The 25,670-nt window shown below is 63.7% G+C and carries 32 protein-coding genes; 8 read left to right on the top strand and 24 right to left on the bottom strand.

Going from position 1 to position 25,670, the window contains the following annotated elements; translation table 11 throughout:
• Nucleotides 1–10: 10 nt before the first annotated feature.
• From NKH01_RS09835 to tesB, 3 genes are all read right to left on the bottom strand, one after another.
• On the bottom strand, nucleotides 11–1,432 hold the full coding sequence (locus NKH01_RS09835; RefSeq protein WP_352861562.1) for an ammonium transporter: 1,422 nt from the start codon (nucleotides 1,430–1,432) through the stop codon (nucleotides 11–13).
• Nucleotides 1,433–1,463: 31 nt separating this feature from the next.
• Nucleotides 1,464–1,802, bottom strand: a complete 339-nt coding sequence (locus NKH01_RS09830; RefSeq protein WP_023679755.1) for a P-II family nitrogen regulator — start codon at nucleotides 1,800–1,802, stop codon at nucleotides 1,464–1,466.
• A 219-nt stretch (nucleotides 1,803–2,021) separates the two neighbouring features.
• The gene (gene tesB / locus NKH01_RS09825) at nucleotides 2,022–2,897 is read right to left on the bottom strand and encodes an acyl-CoA thioesterase II (protein ID WP_023722686.1); all 876 of its coding nucleotides are present in this window, start codon (nucleotides 2,895–2,897) and stop codon (nucleotides 2,022–2,024) included.
• Nucleotides 2,898–2,961: 64 nt separating this feature from the next.
• Between tesB and NKH01_RS09820 the strand changes: the two genes are divergently transcribed.
• Nucleotides 2,962–4,242: a ubiquinone biosynthesis hydroxylase gene (locus NKH01_RS09820; RefSeq protein WP_352845512.1), complete on the top strand. Its 1,281-nt coding sequence runs from the start codon at nucleotides 2,962–2,964 to the stop codon at nucleotides 4,240–4,242.
• A 186-nt stretch (nucleotides 4,243–4,428) separates the two neighbouring features.
• Here NKH01_RS09820 and NKH01_RS09815 read toward each other — a convergent pair whose 3' ends face one another.
• The 3 genes from NKH01_RS09815 to NKH01_RS09805 all read right to left on the bottom strand — a co-directional run bounded on the left by NKH01_RS09815 (nucleotide 4,429) and on the right by NKH01_RS09805 (nucleotide 5,669).
• Complete coding sequence (locus tag NKH01_RS09815) at nucleotides 4,429–4,956, bottom strand: hypothetical protein (protein ID WP_023722688.1); 528 nt, start codon at nucleotides 4,954–4,956, stop codon at nucleotides 4,429–4,431.
• A 117-nt stretch (nucleotides 4,957–5,073) separates the two neighbouring features.
• Nucleotides 5,074–5,430 carry a YciI family protein gene (locus NKH01_RS09810; protein WP_352999009.1) on the bottom strand — a complete coding sequence of 119 codons (357 nt, stop codon included), beginning with the start codon at nucleotides 5,428–5,430 and terminating at the stop codon, nucleotides 5,074–5,076.
• 2 nt (nucleotides 5,431–5,432) lie between these two features.
• Nucleotides 5,433–5,669: a hypothetical protein gene (locus NKH01_RS09805; RefSeq protein WP_352481030.1), complete on the bottom strand. Its 237-nt coding sequence runs from the start codon at nucleotides 5,667–5,669 to the stop codon at nucleotides 5,433–5,435.
• Nucleotides 5,670–5,906: 237 nt separating this feature from the next.
• Here NKH01_RS09805 and NKH01_RS09800 point away from each other — a divergent pair, with 237 nt between their 5' ends.
• Complete coding sequence (locus NKH01_RS09800) at nucleotides 5,907–6,332, top strand: OsmC family protein (protein WP_352494072.1); 426 nt, start codon at nucleotides 5,907–5,909, stop codon at nucleotides 6,330–6,332.
• 311 nt (nucleotides 6,333–6,643) lie between these two features.
• On the opposite strand, the gene NKH01_RS09795 is transcribed toward NKH01_RS09800, so the two are convergent.
• Nucleotides 6,644–7,594, bottom strand: a complete 951-nt coding sequence (locus NKH01_RS09795; protein ID WP_353020042.1) for a helix-turn-helix transcriptional regulator — start codon at nucleotides 7,592–7,594, stop codon at nucleotides 6,644–6,646.
• A gap of 159 nt (nucleotides 7,595–7,753) precedes the next feature.
• Here NKH01_RS09795 and NKH01_RS09790 point away from each other — a divergent pair, with 159 nt between their 5' ends.
• The 3 genes from NKH01_RS09790 to NKH01_RS09780 are packed head-to-tail and all read left to right on the top strand — an operon-like array spanning nucleotide 7,754 to nucleotide 8,813.
• Nucleotides 7,754–7,924, top strand: coding sequence for a hypothetical protein (locus tag NKH01_RS09790; protein WP_352481032.1), 171 nt, complete (start codon nucleotides 7,754–7,756; stop codon nucleotides 7,922–7,924).
• Nucleotides 7,921–8,274 carry a hypothetical protein gene (locus tag NKH01_RS09785; RefSeq protein WP_352494069.1) on the top strand — a complete coding sequence of 118 codons (354 nt, stop codon included), beginning with the start codon at nucleotides 7,921–7,923 and terminating at the stop codon, nucleotides 8,272–8,274. The genes NKH01_RS09790 and NKH01_RS09785 overlap by 4 nt, the downstream gene beginning before the upstream one ends.
• Entirely contained in the window at nucleotides 8,268–8,813 is a 546-nt protein-coding gene (locus NKH01_RS09780) for a hypothetical protein (protein ID WP_352494068.1), read from the top strand. Before NKH01_RS09785 ends, NKH01_RS09780 begins: the two co-directional genes overlap by 7 nt.
• Nucleotides 8,814–8,822: 9 nt before the next feature.
• Here NKH01_RS09780 and NKH01_RS09775 read toward each other — a convergent pair whose 3' ends face one another.
• The 8 genes from NKH01_RS09775 to NKH01_RS09740 form a co-directional block, all read right to left on the bottom strand.
• Nucleotides 8,823–9,458: a YceH family protein gene (locus NKH01_RS09775; RefSeq protein WP_353020040.1), complete on the bottom strand. Its 636-nt coding sequence runs from the start codon at nucleotides 9,456–9,458 to the stop codon at nucleotides 8,823–8,825.
• A complete protein-coding gene (locus NKH01_RS09770; RefSeq protein ID WP_023722698.1) occupies nucleotides 9,455–10,267 on the bottom strand; it encodes a nucleotidyltransferase domain-containing protein in 813 nt (270 codons plus the stop codon). Before NKH01_RS09770 ends, NKH01_RS09775 begins: the two co-directional genes overlap by 4 nt.
• 6 nt (nucleotides 10,268–10,273) lie before the next feature.
• Nucleotides 10,274–11,053, bottom strand: a complete 780-nt coding sequence (locus NKH01_RS09765) for a succinate dehydrogenase iron-sulfur subunit (protein ID WP_023722699.1) — start codon at nucleotides 11,051–11,053, stop codon at nucleotides 10,274–10,276.
• Nucleotides 11,053–11,490, bottom strand: coding sequence for a DUF3052 domain-containing protein (locus NKH01_RS09760; RefSeq protein ID WP_352845343.1), 438 nt, complete (start codon nucleotides 11,488–11,490; stop codon nucleotides 11,053–11,055). The genes NKH01_RS09765 and NKH01_RS09760 overlap by 1 nt, the downstream gene beginning before the upstream one ends.
• Before the next feature lie 2 nt (nucleotides 11,491–11,492).
• On the bottom strand, nucleotides 11,493–13,331 hold the full coding sequence (sdhA, locus tag NKH01_RS09755) for a succinate dehydrogenase flavoprotein subunit (RefSeq protein WP_353020039.1): 1,839 nt from the start codon (nucleotides 13,329–13,331) through the stop codon (nucleotides 11,493–11,495).
• 3 nt (nucleotides 13,332–13,334) lie between these two features.
• Entirely contained in the window at nucleotides 13,335–13,730 is a 396-nt protein-coding gene (gene sdhD, locus NKH01_RS09750) for a succinate dehydrogenase, hydrophobic membrane anchor protein (protein ID WP_352845345.1), read from the bottom strand.
• Complete coding sequence (gene sdhC / locus NKH01_RS09745; RefSeq protein WP_023722703.1) at nucleotides 13,727–14,152, bottom strand: succinate dehydrogenase, cytochrome b556 subunit; 426 nt, start codon at nucleotides 14,150–14,152, stop codon at nucleotides 13,727–13,729. The genes sdhD and sdhC overlap by 4 nt, the downstream gene beginning before the upstream one ends.
• A 242-nt stretch (nucleotides 14,153–14,394) precedes the next feature.
• Nucleotides 14,395–14,775: a hypothetical protein gene (locus NKH01_RS09740; RefSeq protein ID WP_353020038.1), complete on the bottom strand. Its 381-nt coding sequence runs from the start codon at nucleotides 14,773–14,775 to the stop codon at nucleotides 14,395–14,397.
• 253 nt (nucleotides 14,776–15,028) lie between these two features.
• On the opposite strand from NKH01_RS09740, the gene NKH01_RS09735 reads away from it, so the two are divergent.
• Nucleotides 15,029–15,388: a hypothetical protein gene (locus NKH01_RS09735; protein ID WP_353004062.1), complete on the top strand. Its 360-nt coding sequence runs from the start codon at nucleotides 15,029–15,031 to the stop codon at nucleotides 15,386–15,388.
• On the opposite strand, the gene NKH01_RS09730 is transcribed toward NKH01_RS09735, so the two are convergent.
• Both NKH01_RS09730 and NKH01_RS09725 read right to left on the bottom strand, forming a co-directional pair.
• On the bottom strand, nucleotides 15,372–16,592 hold the full coding sequence (locus tag NKH01_RS09730; protein ID WP_353020037.1) for a GGDEF domain-containing protein: 1,221 nt from the start codon (nucleotides 16,590–16,592) through the stop codon (nucleotides 15,372–15,374). The genes NKH01_RS09735 and NKH01_RS09730 overlap by 17 nt on opposite strands.
• Before the next feature lie 53 nt (nucleotides 16,593–16,645).
• Nucleotides 16,646–17,866, bottom strand: a complete 1,221-nt coding sequence (locus tag NKH01_RS09725) for a GGDEF domain-containing protein (RefSeq protein ID WP_353020036.1) — start codon at nucleotides 17,864–17,866, stop codon at nucleotides 16,646–16,648.
• 160 nt (nucleotides 17,867–18,026) lie between these two features.
• On the opposite strand from NKH01_RS09725, the gene NKH01_RS09720 reads away from it, so the two are divergent.
• On the top strand, nucleotides 18,027–18,338 hold the full coding sequence (locus tag NKH01_RS09720; RefSeq protein ID WP_352468075.1) for a hypothetical protein: 312 nt from the start codon (nucleotides 18,027–18,029) through the stop codon (nucleotides 18,336–18,338).
• 59 nt (nucleotides 18,339–18,397) lie between these two features.
• Here the strand turns inward: NKH01_RS09720 and leuC are convergent, their stop codons facing one another.
• The 5 genes from leuC to rplS form a co-directional block, all read right to left on the bottom strand.
• On the bottom strand, nucleotides 18,398–19,807 hold the full coding sequence (gene leuC, locus NKH01_RS09715; protein ID WP_023722709.1) for a 3-isopropylmalate dehydratase large subunit: 1,410 nt from the start codon (nucleotides 19,805–19,807) through the stop codon (nucleotides 18,398–18,400).
• 250 nt (nucleotides 19,808–20,057) lie between these two features.
• On the bottom strand, nucleotides 20,058–20,693 hold the full coding sequence (locus tag NKH01_RS09710) for a class I SAM-dependent DNA methyltransferase (RefSeq protein ID WP_352859608.1): 636 nt from the start codon (nucleotides 20,691–20,693) through the stop codon (nucleotides 20,058–20,060).
• 51 nt (nucleotides 20,694–20,744) lie between these two features.
• The gene (locus NKH01_RS09705) at nucleotides 20,745–21,560 is read right to left on the bottom strand and encodes an amino acid ABC transporter permease (protein ID WP_023722712.1); all 816 of its coding nucleotides are present in this window, start codon (nucleotides 21,558–21,560) and stop codon (nucleotides 20,745–20,747) included.
• 76 nt (nucleotides 21,561–21,636) lie between these two features.
• Nucleotides 21,637–22,434, bottom strand: coding sequence for a transporter substrate-binding domain-containing protein (locus NKH01_RS09700; protein ID WP_352845355.1), 798 nt, complete (start codon nucleotides 22,432–22,434; stop codon nucleotides 21,637–21,639).
• A gap of 258 nt (nucleotides 22,435–22,692) precedes the next feature.
• A complete protein-coding gene (gene rplS / locus NKH01_RS09695; RefSeq protein WP_023722714.1) occupies nucleotides 22,693–23,232 on the bottom strand; it encodes a 50S ribosomal protein L19 in 540 nt (179 codons plus the stop codon).
• 367 nt (nucleotides 23,233–23,599) lie between these two features.
• On the opposite strand from rplS, the gene NKH01_RS09690 reads away from it, so the two are divergent.
• Complete coding sequence (locus NKH01_RS09690) at nucleotides 23,600–24,352, top strand: sulfite exporter TauE/SafE family protein (protein ID WP_352481045.1); 753 nt, start codon at nucleotides 23,600–23,602, stop codon at nucleotides 24,350–24,352.
• Here the strand turns inward: NKH01_RS09690 and trmD are convergent.
• Complete coding sequence (gene trmD / locus NKH01_RS09685; RefSeq protein WP_352845356.1) at nucleotides 24,334–25,032, bottom strand: tRNA (guanosine(37)-N1)-methyltransferase TrmD; 699 nt, start codon at nucleotides 25,030–25,032, stop codon at nucleotides 24,334–24,336. The two genes, NKH01_RS09690 and trmD, sit on opposite strands and share 19 nt — an antisense overlap.
• Nucleotides 25,029–25,628, bottom strand: coding sequence for a ribosome maturation factor RimM (gene rimM, locus NKH01_RS09680; RefSeq protein WP_353020035.1), 600 nt, complete (start codon nucleotides 25,626–25,628; stop codon nucleotides 25,029–25,031). The genes trmD and rimM overlap by 4 nt, the downstream gene beginning before the upstream one ends.
• Between the last annotated feature and the right edge of the window lie 42 nt (nucleotides 25,629–25,670).

Raw genomic sequence — 25,670 nt, 5'->3', positions numbered from 1 at the left:
CCGGACGAGCTTACGGGTGATAGGCCACTTCGCCGTGCGAGGTGAGATCGAGCCCTTCGCGCTCTGCATCGGCTGTCGGACGCAGGCCGACGATCAGGTCGACGATCTTGTAGAGGATCGCGCTGCCGATACCCGACCAGAGGATTGTCACCAGCACACCTTTGAACTGCGACATCAGCTGGGTGGCCGTGCCGGCGTAGCCGGCGGCGAAGTCGGCTGTCGAGTAATCGACGATGCCGGCGCCGCCGAGAGCGGGATTGACCAGGATACCGGTGCCGAGCGCGCCGATGATGCCGCCGATGCAGTGGATGCCGAAAACATCGAGGCTGTCGTCGTAGCCGAACTTGTTCTTCACCACCGAGACGAAGAAGTAGCAGACGCAAGTGGCGACGAGACCGAGCACGATGGCGCCCATCGGTCCGGCAAAGCCGGCGGCAGGTGTCACGGCGACGAGGCCGGTGACAGCACCCGAAACGGCGCCAAGCATGGATGCTTTGCCGCGCAGCAGCGTTTCAAGCACGATCCAGGTCACTGCCGCCGCCGCCGTGGCGACAAACGTATTGACCATGGCCAGCACGGCATAGGCGTTCGCTTCCAGGTTCGAACCGGCATTGAAGCCGAACCAGCCGACCCACAGCAGCGAGGCGCCGACCATGGTCAGCGTCATCGAGTGCGGCGCCATGACGTCCTTCTGGTAGCCGATACGCTTGCCGATCATCAGCGCGCCGACAAGGCCGGCAATGCCTGCATTGATGTGAACGACGGTGCCGCCGGCGAAGTCGATGGCGCCGAAGCCGAAGATGAGACCCGACGGATCGCTATAAGCGCTCGGGCCGCCCCAGAACCACACCATGTGCGCGATCGGGAAATATACGAAGGTGACCCAGAGGATGGTGAAAAGGATCACGGCGGAGAACTTGATGCGTTCGGCGAAAGCGCCGACGATCAGGGCAGGCGTGATGCAGGCGAAGGTCATCTGGAAGAGAACGAACACCAGTTCGGGAATGGCCACGCCCTTGGTGAAGGTTTCGGACACCGTCGTCACGTCGACGCCGGCCAGAAACATCTTGGAAAGGCCACCGACGAAGGCGTTGCCGGGGGTGAAGGCCAGGCTGTAGCCGTAGAAAACCCAGACGATCATGACCACGCTGGTGATGGTGAAGACCTGCATCAGCACCGACAGCATATTCTTGGCGCGAACCAGGCCACCGTAGAAAAGGGCAAGGCCGGGAATGGTCATCAGCAGCACCAGAATAGTGGAGATCATCATCCACGTCGTGTCGCCCTTGTCGACGGTGAATGCCGGCGCCGCTGCCGGTGCTGCCGGAGCCGCTTCCTGCGCGAACGCAGCAACCGTGCCCAGTGCAGCGAGAGCGAGCGAGCCCAAAACGGCCGCGCGTCCCGTTAACTTCAAGGTGGAAGGAATATTCATTGAACTCTCCATTGGAATACGTGTCCGCGGCTCAAAGCGCGTCGGTGTCTGTTTCGCCGGTGCGAATGCGCACCGCCTGGTCGATGCCGAAGACGAAGATCTTGCCGTCGCCGATCTGACCGGTCTTGGCCGCCGCGGTGATGGCTTCGACGGCCTTGTCGACCATGTCGACGGCGACCGCGACTTCGATCTTGATCTTCGGCAGGAAGCTGACCGCGTATTCCGCCCCGCGATAGATTTCCGTGTGCCCCTTCTGACGTCCGTAGCCTTTTACTTCGGTGACGGTCAGGCCTTGGATGCCGACTGCGGTGAGCGCCTCGCGCACCTCGTCGAGCTTGAACGGCTTTATGATTGCCATCACGATCTTCATAAGGTTTCACCCTTTGCTGTTGCGGGTCCCCGCGTTTGCACGACTTCGCCGATCCCCATGAGAGCCGGAGAGTGCCCGCTAGGATTCAAGCTCCGTGCCAATTGCCGAAGCAGGGTGTTAAGCTGTTGTTAAACAACGAAATCGGGAAGGTTTGTCGGCTGCCTGTTCACAGTTGCGTCAATGCAAATGATTAAAAAATAGGCAAAATTCGAAAAATGCCTACTCGGCAGGCGGCCGCTTCAGCCGGATGAGTCCTTCTTGGGCAACCGAGGCGATCAACGTGCCGTCGCGGGCAAATAGCGAGCCGCGGGTAAAGCCACGCGATCCTTGCGTCGACGGGCTGTCCTGCGTGTACAGCATCCAGTCGTCGAGCGGGTGGCTGCGATGGAACCACATGGCGTGGTCGAGGCTCGCTGCCTGGATGTCGCGATCGAAAATGGCGCGGCCGTGGGCAAAAGTCGAGGTGTCGAGCAACGTCATATCGGAGAGGTAAGCGAGCACGGCCGCCTGCGTGGCGCGGTCGGCCGGCACCGGGCCGGTGGTGCGGATCCAGATGTTCTGCTTCGGCTCGAGCTTTTCCCGGCTCGTGTAATGCTTCAGCATCACCGGCTTCATCTCGATCGGCCGGTCGCGCTCCCAATAGCGCTTGATGCCGTCGGGCACGGCTTCGCCGAACTTGCCCAGCAATTCGCGCTGCGACAGCAATGTGTCGGGCGCCGGCACGTCCTGCGGCATCGGCACCTGATGTTCCAGGCCGACCTCATCCTGCTGGAATGAGGCTTCCAGCGAAAAGATCGCCTGGCCGTGCTGGATCGCGACGACGCGGCGCGTGGTGAAGGAGCCGCCGTCACGGATGCGGTCGACCTCGTAGATGATCGGCACCTTGGTGTCGCCCGGTCGCATGAAATAGCCATGCAGCGAGTGCACATGGCGCTCGGCCTCGACCGTTCGCTGCGCGGCGACAAGCGCCTGGGCGATGGTCTGGCCGCCGAAGATGCGCTGCCAGTCGAGCTTGGGGCTGCGACCGCGATACAGGTTGTGTTCCAGCTGCTCGAGGTCGAGAATGCCGAGAAGCTCGTCCATGGCTGCCGTCATCTTGACCTCGCCGCAAAATTACCATGGCGGTTTCCGACAGGAACAGCGGGCAGTCAAGGGCGGAATGCCCGGCGACAGTCAGGCTGCGAAAGGAATTGCCATCGTGGACAGCAAGAATTCGCTCGACGTTCTGGTCGCCGGCGCCGGCTATATCGGCCTGGCCGCCGCCGTGTCTCTGAAGCAGGCGCGGCCGAGCCTCGCCGTTGCCGTCGTCGACGCAGCACCCGCCGGCGTCTGGCAGAAGGACGGCCGCGCCTCGGCGATTGCAGCCGCCGCGTGCCGCATGCTCGACCAGCTCGGCGTCTGGAACGAGATCGCGCCGGAGGCGCAGGCGATCACCGAAATGATCGTCACCGATTCGCGCACAACGGATCCGGTCCGTCCGGTGTTCCTCACCTTCGATGGCGAGGTCGCGCCCGGCGAACCCTTTGCGCATATGGTCGCCAACAAGGATTTGAACGGCGCCTTGCGCCGGCGCGCCGAACAGCTCGGCATCGGCATCATCGAGGGCGTCGCCGTCAGCGCCTTCGATACCAACGGCGCCGGCATCACCGTGCATCTTGCCGATGGCGCGACGCTTAAGGCGCGGCTGCTGGTCGCCGCCGACGGCGTCAACTCGAAGCTGCGCGACATGGCCGGCATCAAAACGGTGAAATGGGAGTATGGCCAGTCCGGCATCGTCTGCACGGTGGCGCATGAGCGGCCGCACAACGGCCGCGCCGAAGAGCATTTTCTTCCGGCCGGCCCCTTTGCCACGCTGCCACTCAAGCCGGGCAAGGACGGCACCAACCGTTCGTCGATCGTCTGGGTCGAACGGTCGCAAGACGCCGAAAAGCTGGTCGGGGGCGACACCCTGGTCCTGGAGTATGAGCTCGAGCACCGCTTTGGCCTCAAGCTCGGCGAAATCCATATCGCCGACAAGCCCCGCGCCTGGCCGCTCGGGCTGACCATTGCGCGCGCCTTCGTCGCGCCGCGCATCGCCTTGGCCGGCGACGCCGCCCACGGCATCCACCCGATCGCCGGCCAGGGCCTCAATCTGGGCTTCAAGGACGTGGCGGCACTTGCTGAGGTGGTGGTCGAGGCCGACCGGCTCGGCCAGGACATCGGCGCGCTCGACGTGCTTGAGCGCTACCAGCAATGGCGGCGCTTCGACACGGTGCAGATGGGCATCACCACCGATGTGCTGAACCGGCTGTTTTCCAACGATTTCGGCCCGCTGCGTACGTTGCGCGACGTCGGTCTTGGCCTTGTCGAACGCATGCCGCGGCTGAAGGGGTTCTTCATCCGCCAGGCGTCAGGTCTGTCCGGCAACACGCCGAAGCTGTTGAAGGGCGAGGCGATCTGATCCATCTCACAGACATGCCAGGATGTGTTGAGATTCAGGTCAGGCCGAGCCGGAGTCGAAGACGGGGCGCGAAGCGACCAACAGTGGCTTCCGAGAACCGGAGCGGAGCGTGCGTTTGGGTACGTGAGAATAGGAGCGCAGGAAGCCACCCTTTGCAGGCCGGCATCACCTGAATATCAGCACACCCTAATTGACCTCGAAACCGAGCTTCTGGCGCAGCCGGAGCATGCGCTGGTCGGAAATCTGCTGGCTTTGCCCGCCGACTTCCGTGACACGGCTGACCATCTGTAGCAGATCGTTCCTTTCAGCCGCATCGAGGCGTTCGCGCAGGAACGGTGCCAGCTTGTCGATGACGACCGTGGCGTCGTCGATTTGCGAGGCCGCCCATTTGGCGTAGATCACCGCTTCATCGGTCTGCTTTTTGTCGGCAATCTCCGAGATCACCGATCGAATGGCAGCTTCGCGTTGCGGCAGCACCGGACCATGCTCGGAAACGATGGCGGTGATCAGCGTCGCCGCCGCCACGACCGGATCGTCGATCGCCGTCAACGGCGAGAGCGCCGCCTGCTTGCGCAGTTTCTTGCGGCGGACATTGCCCTGGACGCGGCCAACGACGTCGGCAACCTCACGCGCCGCGTCGTTCATGGTCTTCAGCCGGTACCACCAGAACGCCGCTGCCCCCAGCAGGCCGATTGCAGCAATCAATATATGCATGCCCAAGATCCCCAATCTCAGGCGACGATAAGAGAAGTGTTGCTTCGCTTCAACACGCAAAAGTTGCGTCAATTGAAGAAAACGAAAGCCTGCGCCAGTCGCCGGCCGCCGACATCTCTACGACCCCGGCACATTGTAGATCGCCCGCACCTCGATCGTGCCGATTTCTGCCAGCGGAATGCCGCCGGCGATCTCCAGCGCCTCGTCGAGGTCCCCGGCCTCGATCATGACGAAACCGAGCAACTGCTCCTTGGTCTCGGCGAAGGGGCCGTCGGTGACCAGCCGCTTGCCTTTGCGCCGGCGCACGGTTTTCGACGTCTGCACCGATTGCAGCGCCTGCGCGATGATCAGCCGGCCGCTTTGCGCCACCGACCTGTCATAGGCCAGCGAATCGGCGTCGAGCTTGGCCAGCCTCGCAGGCGTCATTGCGTAGAGATCTTTTTCTTCACCGTAGACCAGGCAAACGTATTTCATCTTTACCTCCATTCCTGGGTTGAAGCGGCAGCCGAGGCTAGGGAAATCTCGGCCGCGCCTTTGCCCGCTGTATGATCGAGCCCCGCTGCATAATCCAGAAAGGACACCGCAATCCCGATAATGGCAATCGCCGCAAGCAGCCGGCCGAAGCCGGAAGGCGGCACGCGCGACCAGTCGGCTTGTTGTTCACCGGCCCTGTGGCTGGTGTTTGTCCAGTGAGCAGAAAACAGATTGTTCATGTGGTCCTCCATCCGGCCACCAATTCCATGGCCGCCCGCAGGACGGTCGGGGCAGATGGAAGTCGACATTTTTGCACGCATATTTTTTTCGCGATTTTTTCCCGAGCGATTTTTTGCTTGACCATGATGTGTCACGCTGCCGCCGATACGAAAGCGCGGGTGGCCTTCGCTCCAGCGCGCGCTATAGTCGACTGGATGCCGATCACGGGCTCAATCACGACAATCAAGGAGGAATTGATGGACCGCACCGCCAACGCCGTTTGGAAAGGCAGTTTCAAGGAAGGCAAAGGCACGCTCGAAACCCAGAGCGGGACGCTGAAAGGTACGCCCTATTCTGCCAAGATGCGTTTCGAGGACGAGAGCGGCAAATCCGGCACCAACCCGGAAGAGCTGATCGCCGCCGCCCATGCCGGCTGCTACGCCATGCAGCTTTCGCATTTCCTCGCCGAGAACGGCACTCCGGCTGCCGAGCTCGACGCCAAGGCCGTGGTAACGCTGGTCCCCGGCACCGGCATCACCGGCAGCGCGATCACGCTGGTCGGCAAGGTGCCGGGCATCGATGCCGCCAAGTTCAAGGAACTGGCCGAAAAGGCCAAGGCCGAATGCCCAGTCTCGAAAGCGCTCGGCGCCATCAAAGTATCGCTCGACGCCAGTCTCGGGTGAGCCGTAAGCAAACCTGCATCGAACAGCCGGTCGATGATTGGCGACAGCATAGCGGCCATCCGATCTCCCTTGCGGGGGGCTGGCAGGATAGAGGGAAGATCGCGGCTTTATTCCAGCTTGGGTTGCTCGCCCCACGACAGTGGGGAGAGGTGTCTCGGCGAAGCCGAGACGGAGAGGGGAACCGCGCTCTATGAAGCCCCCTCTCCGGCCGCTTCGCGGCCACCTCTCCCCCGCTTCGCGGTGGGCGAGGAACCCAGTCTTGAGAGTCGGGGGGCCACGGGCTCCCCATGATGCCCGGGCGTAACCCAATGTCAGTTCTTTAAGGCCGCAGCGCGCACGTCCGACGGCGTCGCGTCGTAGCGCCGGCGGAACGCCCGGTTGAAATAGGAAAGGTCGTTGAAGCCGGCATCGAAGGCGATTGCCGTGATGCTGCGGCCGGCATGAGAAGGATCGACTAGCATGCGATGCGCGCGCACTAGCCGCTGGCGCAGCATGAAGTCCGACAGCGACGTGCCTTCGCTCTCGAACAGCTTTCGCACATAGCGGGCGCAGAGATGGTGGCGGGCGGCGATGTCGTCGGCCGACAGCTCGTCGTGCCCGCCATGGGCGAGGATATCGGCCTTGATGGCGCGCAATCGCGCCACTCGCACGCCGCGGCCACGCGCAATTTCGGCGGTCGCCCCCATGGCAAGCGCGGCAAGGTCGAAAATGTGAGTCGCGGCCAGCTGCCAGGTTTCCGGCGTCAGCGCATCGTCTGCATCCTGGATCGACTGGACATAGTCGAGCAGCAGCCGCATCGCCCCGCTCGTGGTCGGCGACGGCTGCATAAGCACCGAAGCCGGATCGCCGATCAGCGGCGAAAGCTGCCTCAGCGAGAAGCTCATATTGACGAAGCGCATGCCGCCGGGCTGGATGAGGTTGAGGCCGACCTCTTCGCCGCTCATCATCAGCGCCCGGCCGTTGCCGATCGGTTCCTCGCGGCCGCGATGCTTCATGACGCTCGCGCCATCGAGCGCCGCCAACAGGAGGAGGTCGTCGCTGTCGATCAGCGGCATCGAGTGATGCGCCCGGAATTCCGAGGAGGTGCCGGTGGCAATGCCGAGGCCGGGCAGCGCACGCACCTTCATGTCGACATGCGTCGGTGCGAGCGGATCGAGATCGACCTTGAGGACCGTGCGGCCGTAGACCTGGCGCATCACCTCGACGCGATCCTGCTCCGGAAACGCGTCCGTCATCAGCCTGAATGAGGTCGTCGCATTCATCGGCATCCCCCAGCCCGAGAGCGCGCTGATATGCGCCGAGCCCCCTGAAACGTCAATACAGGGCCGTTTAGGCCGTTTTTAGGGCCGTCTCGTCCAAGCCGGCTTGTCTCCATCGGACGTAGTTTGCAGCCCGTTTCCAAAACCGGAAATCCATCGGCAATGACCACAGGGGGTTCGATGTATCACCTGCAACTGTTCAGGACGCTGTCGGCGCTCGCCTCGGCGGGCTTTAATCCGCGCGTCTATCTCCTGTCGCTTGCGCTCGGAAAAACCGCCACCCATGATCGCGACCTAAAGCTGCCACCGCGCATCGGGGAGCGTCAGCCATGAGCCTGCGATATGCCTTTTTGGCGGCGCCGATGCTGTGCCTTGGCCTTTCCGGCTGCGTCGGCCTCAATCCGATTTCCGCGGCTGTCGGCCTCGGCGGCATGGCGGCGGCAAACTCCATCGGCATGGCGCAATCGGGTGTCATCAGCCCGCAGGAGCAGGCGAAATATGCCGGCATGTCCTGTGCCGAGTTGCGGCAACAGGCCGCCGGCTACGAGGAGGCCAGGAACCATGGGCCTTCGCCGAAGAAATATGGCGGCATGGCACCCCCCGGCAAGATGGCGATCGTCAACAATGTCATAGCCACGCGGCTTGCCCATCTGCACAAGCTTATCGCGAACAAGGGATGCTGACCGGCTCCTCACCCGCGCGCCTGGCGGTTTTTGTCACACTGGCGGGCCTGACCGGTTGCCTGGCCGTCGGCCCGGCCGATGCCGCCGGCCAAGGCAAGGGGCGGACAGCCCGTTCGCGCCAGGGCTCGATACCACCAGCACTTGTCGGCAAATGGGGCTTTGCAGTCGCCAGCGGCGATTATTGCACGACGCTCGGCCATTGTGCGCCGGGCAGCGGCGGCAGCATCTCCTTCACCTTCAGCGCCAACGGGCGCACGCAATATGCGCTGTTCGAATCCTCGCTGGTCGACGGCTGCGGCCAAATCCAGTCGCTGACGCTGAAGACGGGCACGACGACCGTGCACGGCTCGACGCTGGTCTTCACGCCTAAGGCCGGAACCTACAAATCCGTCAATGGCTGCCGGCCCGATCTGACCGGCACCTGGAAGTTCGGCGCCGGCGACCTGAAGCCGGTCTCGCTGAGTTGGCAGCTGAATGGCCGGCAGTTGCGGCTGGTCGATCCGGGGGGCGAGGCGAGCGGCGTCTACAGCAGGAGGTGAGGTCGCGATTCAGTGCCCCTCGCCGGTCAGCGCGTCGAGGCGGGCGCGCAATGCCGCGACCTCCTGCTCGAGGGCCTGCACGCGCATTTCCAGATCCGAGGCCGGCAAGGGCGATTGCTGGGGCGCCGCGGCAGCCGACAGCTGCACCGGCCCGCTGAGCAGTTGGACATAACGGTCCTCGCGCTGGCCCGGGCCGCGGTCGATCTGCTGCACCAGCGGCGGCCTGCGGCCGATCAGCAGATCGAGATTGCCGCGAAGCTCCTCGATCGACGGCAACCGTGCCATGCGCTCGCTTCGCGCCAGCAGTTCATAGGCCGTCTGCGGGCCGCGCAGCAGCAACAGGCCGAGCAGCGCGATCTGCGCCGAGGTCAGGGAAAAGCGCTGCGCCACGACATGCTCATAGCGCTCGACGCGCGACGCGAACACCTGCCTGACCAGGCCCTTCTGCTCGAGCTGGCCAAGCGCCCTTCTAACCTCGGCAAGCTCGACCGACATTACCGGCTCGCGCGCCGTCTTCTGGTTGGCCGCGGCAAGTGCCGCATTGAGCGTCAGCGGATAGACGTCGGGCGTCAGCTCCTTCTTCTCGATCAGGCAGCCGAGCACACGCGCCTCGATGGGGGAGAGGATGGGAAGCTCATCGCTCATTGAAGTTCAGCCTCCCGGCGGTAAAAGTCGGTTGCAAGGACACGGTTTCGCGCCTGGCGGGCTTCATCCCGGATCACGCCGGCAAGGTTCATTTCGTGGTGACCATAGCGCGCCTCAAGATAGCGCGCGATCGCCGTCGGGATGAGACCGGTCCCCATTTCCCGCGTCTGGCTTTTGCGGTCGATCAGGCTGCGGATTTCATCGCTTGCCTGCGCTGGCATCTCGATCTGGTCGATGCACTCGCCAAGGTTCATCGGCGGTAGACCGGCGAGGCCGCGCTGCTCCATCCAGTCCAACGCGACCAGTGGTCGAATGAGATAGAACAGCTTCTTCAGCTTCACCTCGCCGGAAAAGCTGCCGATCTTGGCAACATGTGAACGCGCCAGGCCGAGATAGTGACGCGCTACTTTTGCCGGATCGACGATCTCGGCAAGCAGGTCGAGAAGGCGCCGCCGAAATCCCGTGACCTCTTCGTAGACGATTGATGATTTTGCCCATTCGACGATGACGGCATTGCCGCCGAGCCCGAGCAGCAAGGCCTTGCGCAGATCCCAGCCACCGGCATCGATCTCGCCTTCGATGGGAAATTCGATCACGTCGCGTGCCTGTTCCAACACAAGGTGATCCGATGCCGGCCTGACATAGACGAAACGGCAGTCATAGTCGCTGTCGGGAGACGGGAACCCCCAGGCGCGGCTGCCGCTTTCGATGGCGAACAGGATCGTCACGCCTTGCGTTCGCACGACATCGAGTCGCGCCCGGATCGCCGCGACGGCGTCAGATGAAAAATCGGCAGGTAGCTGCTTCATCTGCTGCTAAACCCGTCGCTCCACCATCATCTTCTTGATCTCGGCGATCGCCTTGGCCGGGTTGAGCCCCTTGGGGCAGGTCTGGGCGCAGTTCATGATCGTGTGACAGCGATAGAGCCGGAACGGGTCTTCGAGATTGTCGAGCCGCTCGCCCGTTGCCTCGTCCCTGGAATCGATCAGCCAGCGATAGGCCTGCAGCAGCGTCGCCGGGCCGAGATAGCGCTCGCCGTTCCACCAGTAGCTCGGGCAGGAGGTCGAGCAGCAGGCGCACAATATGCACTCGTAGAGCCCGTCGAGCTTTTCGCGGTCCTCATGGCTCTGCAGCCATTCCTTGGCCGGCTCGGGCGACACCGTCTTCAACCACGGCTCGATCGAGGCGTGCTGGGCGTAGAAATTGGTGAGGTCGGGCACAAGGTCCTTGACCACTTGCATGTGCGGCAGCGGGTAGACCTTGATCGCGCCGGAAATGTCGTCGCAGCCCTTGGTGCAGGCCAGCGTGTTCGACCCGTCGATGTTCATGGCGCAGGAGCCGCAAATGCCTTCGCGGCAGGAACGGCGCAGCGTCAGCGTCGGGTCGATCTTGTTCTTGATCCAGAGCAGCGCGTCGAGCACCATCGGCCCGCAATCGTCCATGTCGACGAAATACGTGTCCATGCGCGGGTTCTCGTCATCGTCCGGCGACCAGCGATAGATGCGGTATTCGCGCAGATTGGTCGCGCCCTCCGGCTTCGGCCAGGTTTTTCCGGCCATGATCTTCGAGTTTTTCGGAAGCGTGAGTTCGACCATTATCTCAGGTCCTTTCGGATGACGAGCTTCAGCCCGGACCAGATCCCGTTTATGGCGGCGACCTTGACGTCGACGAGGTCGAGCTTCAGCGCCTCGGTGCGGATAACGTCCTCGGTGACGTCGGTCGGCACTTTCGATGCCTTCTTTGGCCACGACACCCAAACCATGCCGTGCCGCTTAATCGCCGCTTCTACGTCGCCAAGACGGTCCTCGATTTCGACACGCCGCCGGGCGAAAGCATGCACGGCATCGTATTTCTCATGAACGCCAGAGATCGCCGACCAGTCAGCCAGCCGGTCGACGTGGGCAAAGTCGACGGCGTCGGTCAGATCGTCGAGTTCGGGCGGCAGGGCGACGAAGGCGGCAATCATCCCGTCCTTCAGGCCGAGCTTGGCCGGAAGGGGTGTGCCGGAATATCCAGCTGCCGCCAGCGCCATGATCAATACACCCTGGCCTTCGGCGCAATCTTGGCCGGGTTGATGCCGCCGTCTGCTTCCTTAAGCAGCGTCTCGGCGTGCACCGGCCGGTAGCTGAGCGCTACCTCGCCGGCCTCGTTGAGCCGGGCCAGCGTATGCTTGCGCCAGTTCGCGTCGTCGCGGGCCGAAAAGTCCTCCCGCGCGTGCGCCCCGCGGCTTTCCTTGCGCGCTTCGGCGCCGTAGACGGTGGTGATGGCGTTGGCCATCAGGTTTTCCAGCTCCAGCGTCTCGACCAGGTCGGAGTTCCAGATCATCGAGCGGTCGAACACCTTGACGTCGCCGAGTTCACCCCAGATCTGCGAAATGCGCCTGCAGCCGCTTTCCAACGATTCCTGGGTGCGGAACACCGCCGCGTCCTCCTGCATCGCCTTCTGCATCTTTTCGCGCAAAACCGCTGTCGGCGTCGAACCGTTGGCGTGGCGCAGCCGGTCGAAGCGGTCCATGATCTTTTCGACCGAGGCTTCGTTGGGCGACGGGATCGCGACGTTGCGGTCGATCACCTTGCCGGCCCGGATCGCCGCCGCACGGCCGAACACCACCAGGTCGATCAGCGAATTCGAACCCAGCCGGTTGGCGCCGTGCACCGAGGCGCAGCCGGCCTCGCCGACGGCCATCAGCCCGGGCAACACCTGGTCCGGGTTCAGGGCGGTCGGGTTGAGCACCTCGCCCCAGTAATTGGTCGGCACGCCGCCCATATTGTAATGGACGGTCGGCAGCACCGGGATCGGTTCCTTGGTCAGGTCGACGCCGGCAAAAATCTTTGCCGACTCTGAAATACCCGGGAGCCTTTCGTGCAAAACGGCCGGATCGAGATGGTCGAGGTGGAGAAAAATATGGTCCTTCTTCGGGCCGACGCCACGGCCTTCGCGGATCTCCAGCGTCATGCAGCGCGAGACCACGTCACGCGAAGCCAGATCCTTGGCTGACGGCGCGTAGCGTTCCATGAAGCGCTCGCCCTCGGAATTGACGAGATAGCCGCCCTCGCCGCGCGCGCCCTCGGTAATCAGGCAGCCGGCGCCGTAGATGCCGGTCGGGTGGAACTGCACGAACTCCATGTCCTGCAGCGCCAGGCCGGCGCGTGCGACCATGCCGCCGCCATCGCCGGTGCAGGTATGCGCCGAGGTGGCCGAGAAATAGGCGCGGCCATAGCCGCCGGTCGCCAGCACCACCATCTTGGCCGAAAAACGGTGGATGGTGCCGTCGTCGAGGTTCCAGGCGACGACGCCGGTGCAGGTGCCGTCCGGCTCCATGATCAGGTCGAGCGCGAAATACTCGATGAAGAACTGCGCATTGTGCTTCAGCGACTGACCGTACAGCGTATGCAGCATGGCGTGGCCGGTGCGGTCGGCGGCAGCGCAGGTGCGCTGCACCGGCGGCCCTTCGCCGAAATTCATCATCATGCCGCCGAACGGCCGCTGGTAGATTTTCCCGTCCTCGGTGCGGCTGAAGGGAACGCCGTAATGCTCGAGTTCATAGACCGCCGCCGGCGCCTCGCGCACCATGTATTCCTGCGCGTCGGTATCACCCAGCCAATCCGAGCCCTTGACCGTGTCGAAGAGATGCCACTGCCAGTTGTCGGGCCCCATATTGGCGAGCGAGGCGGCGATGCCGCCCTGAGCGGCGACCGTGTGCGAGCGCGTCGGGAAAACCTTGGTGATGCAGGCGGTGCGCAGGCCCTGCTCGGCCATGCCGAGCGTGGCACGCAGGCCAGCACCGCCGGCGCCGACGACCACGACGTCGAATTTGTGGTCGACATAGCTATAGGCGGAAGCCGTATTGGCGTTCTTCGCGTCCTTGGCCAAAAATCAGCCTCCAAATGCCAGTTTAAGCAGGGCGAAGACCGAAGCGACGCCGACGACTACGGGAAAGAATGTGTTGAGCGCGAGCAGCGCCAACCTGGTGCCCTCGCCATGCACATAGTCTTCGATGATCGCCTGCATGCCGAGCCGCATGTGGTAGAGCACCGACAACAGCACCAGCGCCAGCACCAGTGCCACGAACGGATTGGCAAGTGCGGCGCGCACCTCGAGATAGCTGGCGCCGTTGAGTGCGATCAGGAAGCCGACGAAGAACAGGACCAGCGGGATGTTGGAGATCGCCGTCAGCCGCTGGCGCCAGAAATGGCCGGTGCCCTCGCGGGCCGAACCCAGGCCGCGGACCTTGGCCAGCGGCGTGCGCATATCGGTGTTTTTGCCTGTCATGTCAGGCTCCCCCGCGCCATGTAGCCGGCGATCCAGATCAGCAGCGTCAGCGTGACCGAGCCGGCCAGCGTCGCCCAGGCGATCCTCGAGGCCGTATGCTTTTCCAGCCCTGCCCCAGTGTCCCAGATAAGATGGCGCACGCCGCCCAGCATGTGGTGCATCAGCGCCCAGCTGTAGCCGAACAGCACCAGCCGCCCCAGCCAGGAGCCGAAGGCCCAGTTGACGGCATTGAAGGTCGCCTCCGAGCTCGCCGCCGCCATCAGCCACAGCGCGACCAGCAGCGTGCCGAAATAGAGCGCCCCGCCGGTGATGCGGTGGACGATCGACATCGTCATGGTGATCGGCGGCCGATAGACGGTCAGGTGCGGCGAAAGCGGCCGTTCACGTCTGGTAAATTCGCGGGTGGCTGGTGATTTGCTCATGGCTCCCCCAGTTCGGCGTCTCTGGAGCCTCAGGTGGAAATGCGGCATTGCCGCTTCCGGTTGCGACTTCGGACAGCCGGTTTCTAATGCTCTTTTTGCACCGCGTCAAAGCCGGAAAACCGTTTTGAAAACGTAATTTAGTCTGATGAAAGCGAAGGTTTCAGCTTCAATCGATTAGGGCTGTGACCTTGAGCCGGCACAATGTCGCTGCACTGCAAAATATGGCTGCCGCACCGGGTCGATCAGCGTTTACAGGCCACCGGTGAGGCACCGCCCTTCATCACCAGCGCGTCACGCCCGTCAATCACGACTGCGTCATGCGCCTCGCCGTAACGGCTGGTCTGATTGGCCGGTGAGGCCGGCAGCTCGGCGCTGGTGCCGTCCGGGCCGAGCACACGCACCGACGTGCCGAGATTCTCGATGGTCATCACGCTACCGTCGGCGCAGTTGTAAGTAGCAGTGCGCGGCTGCGGTGCCGTCGGTTCGCTGGCGGCGGGAGCAAGCGACACGGAAGCGGCGGGCGCATTGCCGAGCTTGGGCGCGCCGGTCTGCGGCGCGCAGGCGGCGGCGGCTAGCAGCGGCGGAATGGCCAGCGCCATCCGAAACGTGCGGCGTAATCTCATATCCTGCTTCCCCCGCGCATCGAGCCCGCCGCGATGCTCCGGCAAGCCCCCGGATTTTCATGCTTTTTGAGTCGCGCCCGATGCCGGCGATGGTGGGAACAAGGCATGGCCGAATGATGGCCGGTGGGCGACCGAGTATTAACCATGTTTTCCGAGACCTCGCGGCGGCGGCGGTTGCCCTCTTAACAAAGGTTAATAAAAGGTTAATTTCTGATTCGAGGAGGCTTGCCTCCCAGCAATGGAGCAGCACGCCATGCATTCGAATTCAGCAGGATCGCGCCTTCCCTGGTTCCTATTGGCGGCGCTCGCCGTCGGCGTCGTCGCACCGGCATTCGCCGGAACGCGCCATCATGACCGCGTCTATGCCGATTCCTTCGGCAATCTCGTCATCGACAGCGCCGCCGGCTACAAGCGTATCCTCGTTGGCGAGGGCAAGCTGGCCAAGGAATTGTCCGACTACACCAGCGCCGGCCAGCCCGACGTGATCTACGAAAACGAATCGGACGATGTCCGCGACGGCGACTGCTACAGGCCGCCGGTTTTCGTCAAGGGCCGCAGCTATATGTACGGCCTCTCCGACGGCGAGATGCCGGAGCTCAGCCCGTGCCGCTGACGGCCGCGCTGCCGTTTGTCGCCGGCGCCGGCTGGGCAGCAGCCGGCCCGGCCGAGACACGCACGCAATCGCGGCCGCTGCCCTTCGCCTGATAGAGCGCTTTGTCGGCGCGCCGCAGCAGGTCGGAAAAGCTTTCGCCCGAACCAAGCTCGGCAACGCCGAAACTGGCGCTGCAGCGATGATCCGCCGGTAGGCAGTCGATGGGCGTGGCACCGAAGGCGGTACGCGTGCCCTCGGCGAAGAGCCGGGCGGCGGCGAGGTTGGTCCCCGGCAGGAAAATAGCGAATTCCTCGCCGCCGATCCGGCCGGCGACATGATGGTCGGTCGCGGCATCGCGGAGAAAACCGGCAAAGGTCTCGATGACCCGATCGCCGGACGCGTGGCCGTACGTATCGTTGATGCGCTTGAAATGGTCGAGATCGGCAATGACCAGTGCCGCCGAGACAGCCCGCCGCATGGCGTCGCGCAGTGCGATCTCGGCATGGCGCTCGAAGCCGCCACGGTTGAGCAGCCGTGAAAGCGTATCGGTTTCCGATTTCGACGTCGCCTCGGCGAGCACGTCGCGGACCAGGATAGCCAACGTCACCAGCGCAAGCGCCAGGCCGAACACGGTGCCGATAGACTGCGACACCAACGCGTAGCTGGTCTGCGCATAAGATTGCGGGTTGGCGCCCCAGCCGCCAAGCGCATGGGCGATGAAGGGTTTGCTGGCGAACTGCAAGGTGCTGGCTGCCAGGACAGCCATCAGCATATAGTCGAGCCGCTCGCGTCTTTGCCTGGACGACAAGACGATCGTCAGCCCGGTGAATTGCATGGCCGCATAGGGAAACTGGTAGGCCGCCATGCGCACAAAGGATTGACGTTGCAGGTCCTGTACGACGTAGACCGCCACGGTGGCGAAGACCAGGAAGAACAGCATCGGCGGCCAAGGCGGCGAAACGCGGTATTTCTGGGCAAGCCCGCCATTGAAGGCGACGGTTGCGCCAAGGAAAGCGGCAAAGGCGGCGACAACCACGGGGCGCGCATTGTCGAAGGCGGGAATGCTGAACTCGATGGCGAAATAGGCCATGCCGAGCACATAGCCGAACGCCAGCCAGCGCGCCGACACCCGTCCGGCGTCATAGACCGCGATCGTCATGAAGGCCGCCGCCAGCAGCCCGGCAACGAACAGGTTGATCACCAGGATGAAATTAGCGCTGCCCATGGCGTTTTGGCACCCCCCGCCGAACAGCAAATCACCGAGGCGCGAAAAAGACGTTAATTCGACGCCGCCGCTGACGCTCCGCCGGCACCGGTCCGATTGGGAAGGACGACCGTTTCAGGCCGCTGATAGGACAGGCACACGCTGTCGCGGCCATTTCCTTTGGCTTTGTAGAGCGCTTCGTCGGCGCGCCGCATCAGCGGGTCCAGCCCTTCGTCGCTAGTGCGGGCGGCCACGCCGAAGCTCGCGGTCACTCTTGTGTCGGGCGGAAGCCCGTCGATTCTGCCCGCCGAATAGAGCGTGCGAATGGTTTCGGCAAACAGTCTTGCCGCGCCAAGGTCGCTGAGCGGCAAAAGCACGGCGAACTCCTCGCCGCCGATGCGGCCGGCAACGCCGCCCGTGCCTGCAGCCAATAGAAGCTTGGCGGCGAAGTCGGCGATGACGCGATCCCCGGCTGCGTGGCCATGCTGATCGTTCAGCGCCTTGAAATGATCGAGATCGGCCAGCACCAGCGTCGCCGGCAACCGCGCCGTGGCACAGTGCTGCAGGACCAGCGTGGCGCGTTCCTCGAAACCGCGGCGGTTGAGCAAGCCCGACAGCGGGTCTGTCAGGGTTTCTGTCTTCAGGGCCTTCATTACATCGAGCGCGGCGGCGCCGAACAGGCAGAGTGCAATGAGCAGCGACAGCAATGCATGCGACAGCAGCGCCGTCGTCCAGTAGGACGAAGTGTAAAGCCCTTCATAGCTGGTGAACGGCCCATGCGCGATGACGACAGCAAGGGTCCGCGCCAGGAAGTTCAGGCCGGAAAGCAGCGACAGCACGAACAGGATCATCTCCGTCGGGCCGTTGTTGCGCACCACGCGCAACTCGGCGGCGACAACCAGGCTGATGCCGCCGAAGCTGAAATTGATGGCAAGGATCCGCCACGTGATATCCGGCCGGGCAAAGAGAAACCATGAGACCGCGGCCAGGCCGCCGCCCGCCAGAATGCCGATCGCTGGATACGGCACGCGCCGCCCGTAGCGCGCGATGACCGCGCCGGCGAGACAGCAGGTCGCGAAGGTGAAGCATAGGATGGACATGAGCTTGGTCGGCGCCATTCCGACCGGCAGCGTGAAATACTGGAGCAGGAAGCCTGCGGCCGAGGCCGAGTAGCCCGCTGCCAGCACGATCAGATAGGGACGGTGGCGCTGATAGAACCACAGCACGAGAAATGCCGCGCCGAGTGTAAGGGCGATGCCTGGATTGAGCAGCGCTATGAGCAGGCCGGTGTCCAAGCGCTGTAATTTCCCCTCGCTTCCCTCAGGAGACGTTAGAGCGGAAGCCCAAACAAGCGGTTAAGCGAAAGCGAATATACGACAGGTGCGTCGACAAAGCCGCTGGGCGGAACCGCGAACGGCGAGCGGCGTTTCACGACGGCAACCAGGAGACGCTCCGATGGCCGACACGATCATGCTGACCGATCACGATGCAATTCGCTCATGGGCCGCGGCGCGCGCCGGCTTTCCGGCGATCGTCGACGTGTCGCCCGAAGCCGGAACGCAGCCCATGCTGAGGCTGGTTTTCGGCCAGCATGCCTACCAGGACCAGGATGAGGCCGAACGCCCGGTCAATGCCGGCGGCTATGAACTGGTCGAATGGGACGAATGGTTCAAGCTCTTCGACGAGCGCCAACTGGCGCTGGTCGTCGCAAAGGACCAACCCGGCCGCCGTGAGGGATTCCACGAATTCGTCAGGCGCCCCGGCTGAAGAAATGCCCGAACCGCACTGCGGCTCGGGCAACTCATATCCGACTGCGCGCGCCTGCGCTATTTCCACTCGCGGATATCGACGAAATGGCCGGCGATCGCTGCTGCCGCCGCCATTGCCGGCGACACCAGATGGGTGCGGCCCTTGAAGCCTTGGCGCCCTTCGAAATTGCGGTTCGAGGTCGAGGCGCAGCGCTCATGCGGCTTCAGCCGGTCGTCGTTCATGGCAAGGCACATCGAGCAGCCCGGCTCGCGCCAGTCAAAGCCGGCGGCGACAAAGATCTTGTCGAGGCCTTCGGCCTCGGCCTGTTCCTTGACCAGGCCGGAACCGGGCACGATCATCGCGCTGACCCGCGGATTGACCTTCTTGCCCTCGATCACCTTGGCGGCGGCGCGCAGATCCTCGATGCGGCCATTGGTGCAGGAGCCGATGAAGACGCGGTCGAGTTCGATATCGGTTATCTTGGTGCCCGGCGTCAGGCCCATATAGTCGAGCGCGCGTTGCTTGGAGGTGCGCTTGTTCTCATCAGTGATGTCGTCCGGGTTCGGCACGATGCCCTGGACCGAAACGACGTCCTCGGGCGAGGAGCCCCAGGAGACGATCGGCGGCAGCTTTGCCGCGTCGAGCACGACCACCTTGTCGAAATGCGCGCCTTCGTCGGACTGCAGCGTCTTCCAATAGGCGAGCGCGGCATCCCAGGCTTCGCCCTTGGGGGCGCGCGGCTTGTCCTTGACATAGGCGAAGGTGGTCTCGTCGGGCGCGATCAGGCCGGCGCGCGCGCCGGCTTCGATCGACATGTTGCAGATCGTCATGCGGCCTTCCATCGACAGCGCACGGATCGCCTCGCCGGCATATTCGATGACATAGCCGGTGCCGCCGGCCGTGCCGATCTCGCCGATGATGGCGAGGATGATGTCCTTGGCGGTGACGCCTTCCGGCAGCGCGCCGTCGACACGCACCAGCATGTTCTTGGCCTTGCGCTGGATCAGCGTCTGCGTCGCCAGCACATGCTCGACTTCCGAGGTGCCGATGCCATGCGCCAGCGCGCCGAACGCGCCATGCGTCGAGGTGTGGCTGTCGCCGCAGACGATGGTCATGCCGGGCAGCGTAAAGCCTTGCTCCGGCCCGATGATGTGGACGATGCCCTGGCGGATGTCCTTCTCGGAATAGTATTCGATACCGAAATCCTTGGCGTTTTTGGCCAGCGCCTCGACCTGGATGCGGCTTTCCTCGTTCTTGATTCCAAACTTGCGTTCCGGCGAGGTCGACACATTGTGATCGACCACGGCCAGCGTCTTTTCCGGATGCCGAACCTTGCGGCCGGTCATGCGCAGGCCTTCGAAAGCCTGCGGGCTGGTGACTTCGTGGACGAGGTGGCGGTCGATGTAGAGCAGGCAGGTGCCGTCGTCCTGGCGGTCGACCACATGGTCGTCGAAAATCTTGTCGTAGAGGGTGCGCGGTGCGCTCATTTGCGTAAATCCGTCGATTTAAAAAAAGGAAAAGGACGCCGGTCGGCCCGGCGAAACAGCCTGGCGAGTCTGCCTTAGCTAAGTCGGCTGGTCAGCGCCCCGCAGACGCGCGCCGAAAATCGCGACGGCAGGCGTTTTCTGTCCTGCAGCACGAAACCCTTATAGGCCGGATCGCCAAAAAGCTCTTCCATGGCGCTGCTCTTATCAATGTTTTGGCTTTTCAGCAATCGTGGCGGCCTTCGCAGGCGCTTCACAGCACCTCGAACACAAACGTCTTCACCAGCGCGTCGGGCTCGGCGATCGCATAGCAGCGGAACCATGGGCTCTCCTCGACCGGCCGCCATTTTTTCGCCTGCTCCAGTTCGTCAAACACGGCTTGAAACCCGCCGCTTTCAAATACCTGGTCACGGACGGTGAAGATGGCGTGGCCGCCCTTCCTGGTGATGCGTACCAGTTCACGCAAGCCGGACGCCGGCGCGTGGCTGATGGTGAACACGCCGGTCGAGAAGAAGGCGCGAAAATACCCGTCCGCCCAGGGCAATGGCCCGCCGAGCATCGCCTGTTTCAGCTCGCTGTAGGCCTGCCGGCTGCCGGCGATTTTCAGCATGTCCTCCGACAGGTCGAGCCCGGCAATGTCGTGGTAGCCGAGCGCCTTGAGCGACGGCCCCGACAGGCCGGTGCCGCAGCCGGCGTCCAGCAGCGGCCCTTCGCCTGACGGCACGTGGCGCGTCACCCAGGCGGCGATCAGGAACGGCAGGAGATAGCCGAGCGCCGCGGTTTCGCCGTCATAGGTCGCAGCCCATTGCGCATAGGCCTTGGCGAGCGCCTCAGGCGTGTCGGCCGTGTAGACCGCTTCCAGCGCCGCATTGGCTTTGTCGATGATCATGGTTCTCCCCGGTCGCATTCGTTCGATGGTAGCGCCGTTTTCGCCTGCCTTCTATTCCCCATGCTGGTGCCGCAGCCGCTTCTCCAGCGCCCGCAACGCCAGCGACAGACCGACGGTCAGGATGAGATAGATATAGGCGACGATCGAATAGGTTTCGAAGAAGCGGAACGAACCGGCGGCGTAAATCTTGCCCATCTGGGTGATGTCGGCGACGCCGAGCACCGAGACCAGCGAGGAATCCTTGACCATGGCGACGAAATCATTGCCGAGCGGCGGCAGGATGGTGCGGATCGCCTGCGGAAAGACGATCAGCCGGAAGCGCTGCGTGCGCGTCAGCCCGAGCGCCTTCGCCGCCTCGATCTGACCCTTCTCGACCGCCTGGATGCCGGCGCGGAAGACCTCCGAGATGAAAGCGGAATAGCCGATGGTCAGCGCCATGATGGCGCGCCATAGCAGCGACACGTCGCGTACCAGCAGCTCACCGAACAGGCCGGCGCTTTGCAGCGGCGCCGTCAGCGCGTTCCATGCCGCGACGAAGGCCGGCGCGCCAGCAAAGGCGATCCAGAACAACAGCACCAGGATCGGCACGCCGCGGATGATCTCGACGTAGAAGCGGGCGATCTGGCTGAGCCAGCGTGAGCCCGACAGCCCCATCAGCGCCACGCCAAGCCCGATGGCGCAAGCCAGCGTGAAGGCGACCACGGTGACGAAGATGGTGACGCCGATGCCCTTGGCGACGGTCGCGAACACCTGGGCATAGAGGTCGCTGGCGGCGATGAAGATGGCGGCGGCCAAGGCGATCGTCACGGCCACGGCAAGCCACCACGGGAAGTCGGATTTGGCGGAGGCTGGGGGCGCCGGCGGCATCAAGCAATACCGGTGACAGAGTCGCCCAGAGTCAGCACGAGTTCCCGCGCATCACCGGGCACCAGCGACAAAAGTCCTACTGCCCCATCTTGTAGTCGAGGAACCACTTCTTGTTGAGCGCGTCGAGCGTGCCGTCGGCCTTGAGCGCGGCGATTGCCGCGTTGACCGGCTTCACCAGGTCGGAGCCCTTGGGGAAAATGAAGCCGAAATCCTCGGTGCCGAGTGGGCCGCCGATCAGCTTAAGGCCGCCATTGGACGCATCGACATAGCCCTTGCCGGCAGTGCCGTCGGTGAGCACGACGTCTACGTCGCCGGACTTCAGCGCCTGCACCGTCGCGCCGAATGTCTCGAACAGCTTGATGCGCGGATTCTGTTCATTGCCGTCGAGGACGCTGTAGACCGCGGTGTAGAACGGCGTGGTACCGGCCTGCGCGCCGATCAGCCCGTCCTTGAAGGCAGCGAACGTCTTGGCATCGCTGAAGCGCTTCTCGTCGCCGCGCACCAGCATGAACTGTTCCGAGCGCATATACGGGTCGGAGAAATCGACCTTCTGCTTGCGGTCGTCCTTGATGGTGATGCCGGTCATGCCAATGTTGTACTGGTTGTCGGAAACCGCCTGGATCATCGCGTCCCAGGAAGTATTCTGGTACTCGACCTTGAAATTCAGCCGCTTGGCGATCTCGTTCATCGCGTCATATTCCCAGCCGATCTGCTTGCCGGTCTTGGCATCGATGAACTGCAGCGGCGGATAGGCGTTTTCCGTCACCACCACCACTTTCTTGCCGCCGAGGTCGGGCAACGCCTGCGCCATAGCCGCGACAGGCACAAGAAGGCAAGCCAGCAGGCCGGCCAGCAGCAGTTTCGAATTGATCATGACTATGCTCCCCAGGAACTGAACCGCCTCGATCGGCCGAGGCATGCAGGAAAATCCGGCGCCGACTTTAGCTTTCCGCAGGCGCCTTGCAAGCCGCTCCGATGCGCCGCTCGGCACGAAAATGGATTTCCGATGCTTTCAACGACGGCATTACGGAACGATCCGTATCGATTGCGGGACTGGCAAAATCGAATCCGCCTCGCGAAACAAAAAGGCGGCCGAAGCCGCCTTTCCGAAAACATGGGTTTTGAAGACGCCTTATTCGGCGGCAGCTGTTTCCGCGGCCTTGGCTGCCTCGTCGGCGGCCTTCTTCTCGGCGGCGTCCTGCGCTGCCTTCTCGGCGGCCAGCGCCTGGGCGGCGGCCACCTTCTCGGCCTCGATGCGCGCCTTCTCGGCGTTCAGCGCATCGCGCTCTTCGTCGTTCAGCTTGCGGGCGCGCACGCCGGTGTTTTCCGAAATACGGGCCGATTTGCCGCGACGATCGCGCAGGTAATACAGCTTGGCGCGACGCACCTTGCCGCGGCGCACGATCTCGACGCCCTCGACCATCGGCGAATAGACCGGGAACACACGCTCCACGCCTTCGCCGTAGGAGATCTTGCGAACGGTGAAGCTCTCCTGGAAACCGGCGCCGGCGCGGGCGATGACGACGCCCTCATAGGCCTGGACACGGGTGCGGGTGCCTTCGGTCACGCGGACCTGGACGCGCACGGTGTCGCCGGGCTGGAATTCGGGAAGCTTGCGCTTGGCTTCGATCTTGGCGGCCTGCTCGGCCTCGAGCTGACGGAGGATATCCATCTCATAAATCCACTTCTTGTTCTTCCGACAGTCAGAGCGTCCGACACTCGCCTTGCAGTCACATCGACCGCTCGGCTATGCCCTTCGTTCGAGAACGTCTGTTCGAGAACATCGGGCAGGGGCGACTACACCGTCATTGTTGACGGGCCAGAAGATCGCTCTTGGCAGATTTTCTTCCGGTTCGGCGCGCACATACAGCTATTTCGGCGCTTTGTCACGCCTTCGCTGTTTCTTTTTTGGCGCTGCTTCTTTTGACTGGCGCCCGCTGTGGCAATCCCATGATCGCTTGTGGTCCAGGGGGTTGCGCCCGCGCGTCAAGCTTTCTAAGCCGGAAGATAAGCATTTTCCTCCAGCGACGACACCCCTCATGCCAATCTTGGACGCGGTCCTGCTCTTTCTCGCCGGCTTTCTATCAGGCGCGGTCAACGCAGTTGCCGGCGGCGGCACGTTCATAACCTTTGGCGCCATGACCCTGGCCGGCCTGCCGCCGATCGTCGCCAATGCGACATCGTCGGTGACGCAATTTCCTGGCTACATCACCTCGACGCTCGCCTATTGGCACGACATCAAGCATTTCTGGCGCGGCGCACTGCTGCTCAGCCTCATTTCGGCTTTCGGTGCGCTGTCTGGCGCGCTCATCCTTCTAGGGCTCGACAACCCGGCGTTCCGCGCCTTGGTGCCGTGGCTGCTGCTGGCGGCGACGGCGTTGTTCGCTGCCGGGCCATGGCTGAAGCCGGCGCCCAAGCCGGAGCATGAGGCCGCGGTGGGTTCGCTGGTCGGATCGCTGGCGCAGTTCGCCACCGCCGTCTATGGCGGCTTCTTCGGCGCCGGCATGGGCGTCATGATGCTGGCGACGCTCGGCCTCACCCAGTCCGGCGACTATCACCGGCTGAACGCACTGAAGAACATGCTGGCCGTTGTCATAGCTGCGGTCGCCATCCTGGTCTTTGTCTCCGGCGGCGTCATCGCCTGGCTGCAGGCGATCATCATGATCCCAGGCGGCGCGCTGGGCGGCTATGCCGGCGTCTGGATCGCCAGGCGCGTGCCACAGAACGCGGTGCGCGGCTTCGTCATCGCGGTCGGCCTGTTCCTGGCGTTTTACTATTTCGACAAGGGCTGAGCGGCCAAAAGATCCGGCCTTCGCTCTTTCGTCAGCTTTTCCGCCTCGGCCCGCCGCCAGGCGGCGATCTTCTTGTGATTGCCCGAAGTAAGCACCTCCGGGATCGGCCGGCCCTCGAACTCCTGCGGCCGCGTGTAGTGCGGATGTTCGAGCAGGCCGTTCTCAAAGCTCTCTTCGTCGCCCGACACCGCATTGCCCATGACGCCGGGCAGCAGCCGCACCACGGCGTCTAACAGCACAAGTGCCGCCGGCTCGCCGCCGGACAGGATGAAGTCGCCGATCGAGACTTCCTCGAGGCCTCGCGATTCGATGACCCGCTGGTCGACGCCTTCGAAGCGGCCGCAGACGATCACCGCACCCGGCCCGGCGGCGAGCTCGCGCACGCGTGCTTGGTTCAGCGGCTTGCCGCGCGGGCTCATCAGCAGGCGCGGACGTGGATCGCCCGGCGGCGAGGCATGGTCGATGGCGCTGGCCAGCACGTCTGCCCGCATCACCATGCCGGCGCCGCCGCCGGCCGGCGTGTCGTCCACGGTCCGGTGACGATCGCGGGCAAAGTCGCGGATCTGGATCGTTTCGAGCGACCAAATGCGGGTCTCGAGCGCGCGCCCGGCCAGCGACAGGCCGAGCGCGCCGGGAAACATCTCGGGATAGAGCGTCAGCACCGAAGCCGAAAAACTCACCGGTTGCCTCCGGCGTCCCTCGGCCCGCGCGGCCTGCCCTTGGGGTCGAAACCGTCGTCACCGGCAGGCTCGCCGTCCTCGTTCTCGACCAACCCTGCGGCGGCCGGATCGATGCGGACAAAGCCGCCGGCGATCGACACTTCCGGAACGGCGGCCTGCGTGAACGGGATGAGCACGCCTTTGCGCTCGGCAAGCGTCACGTCGAGAATGTCGCCGCCGCCGAAATTATGCACGGCGACGACCTTTCCGATGACCGCACCAGTGTCATACTTGACCTCCAGCCCGACGAGGTCGGCATGGTAGAATTCATCCTCTTCGCCCTCATCCGGCAACACTGAACGGTCGACGAACAATTCGGTGCCGGCAAGCGCCTCGGCGGCATTGCGATCGCTGACGCCCTTGAAACGCACCACCACCACGGTGTTGGCAGGCCTGATATCGACGATCTGGAAGGCGCGGCCATCCCTGGCGTAGAGCGGACCGTAATCGGCCAGCGCCAGCGGGTCGCCGGTAAAGCTCTTGACGCGCAATTCGCCCTTGATGCCGTGCGCGGCACCGATCACGGCCATCTGGACGGGGTTTTGCGGCTTGCTCATCTGCGGAAAATCCTTTGCCTTGCTCTAGCCCCAGCCCGTCGT

Origin of the sequence: Mesorhizobium sp. M1403, assembly GCF_040317695.1 — a bacterium.
Classification (GTDB): domain Bacteria; phylum Pseudomonadota; class Alphaproteobacteria; order Rhizobiales; family Rhizobiaceae; genus Mesorhizobium.
This window is presented reverse-complemented; position numbering and strand designations above follow the sequence as displayed.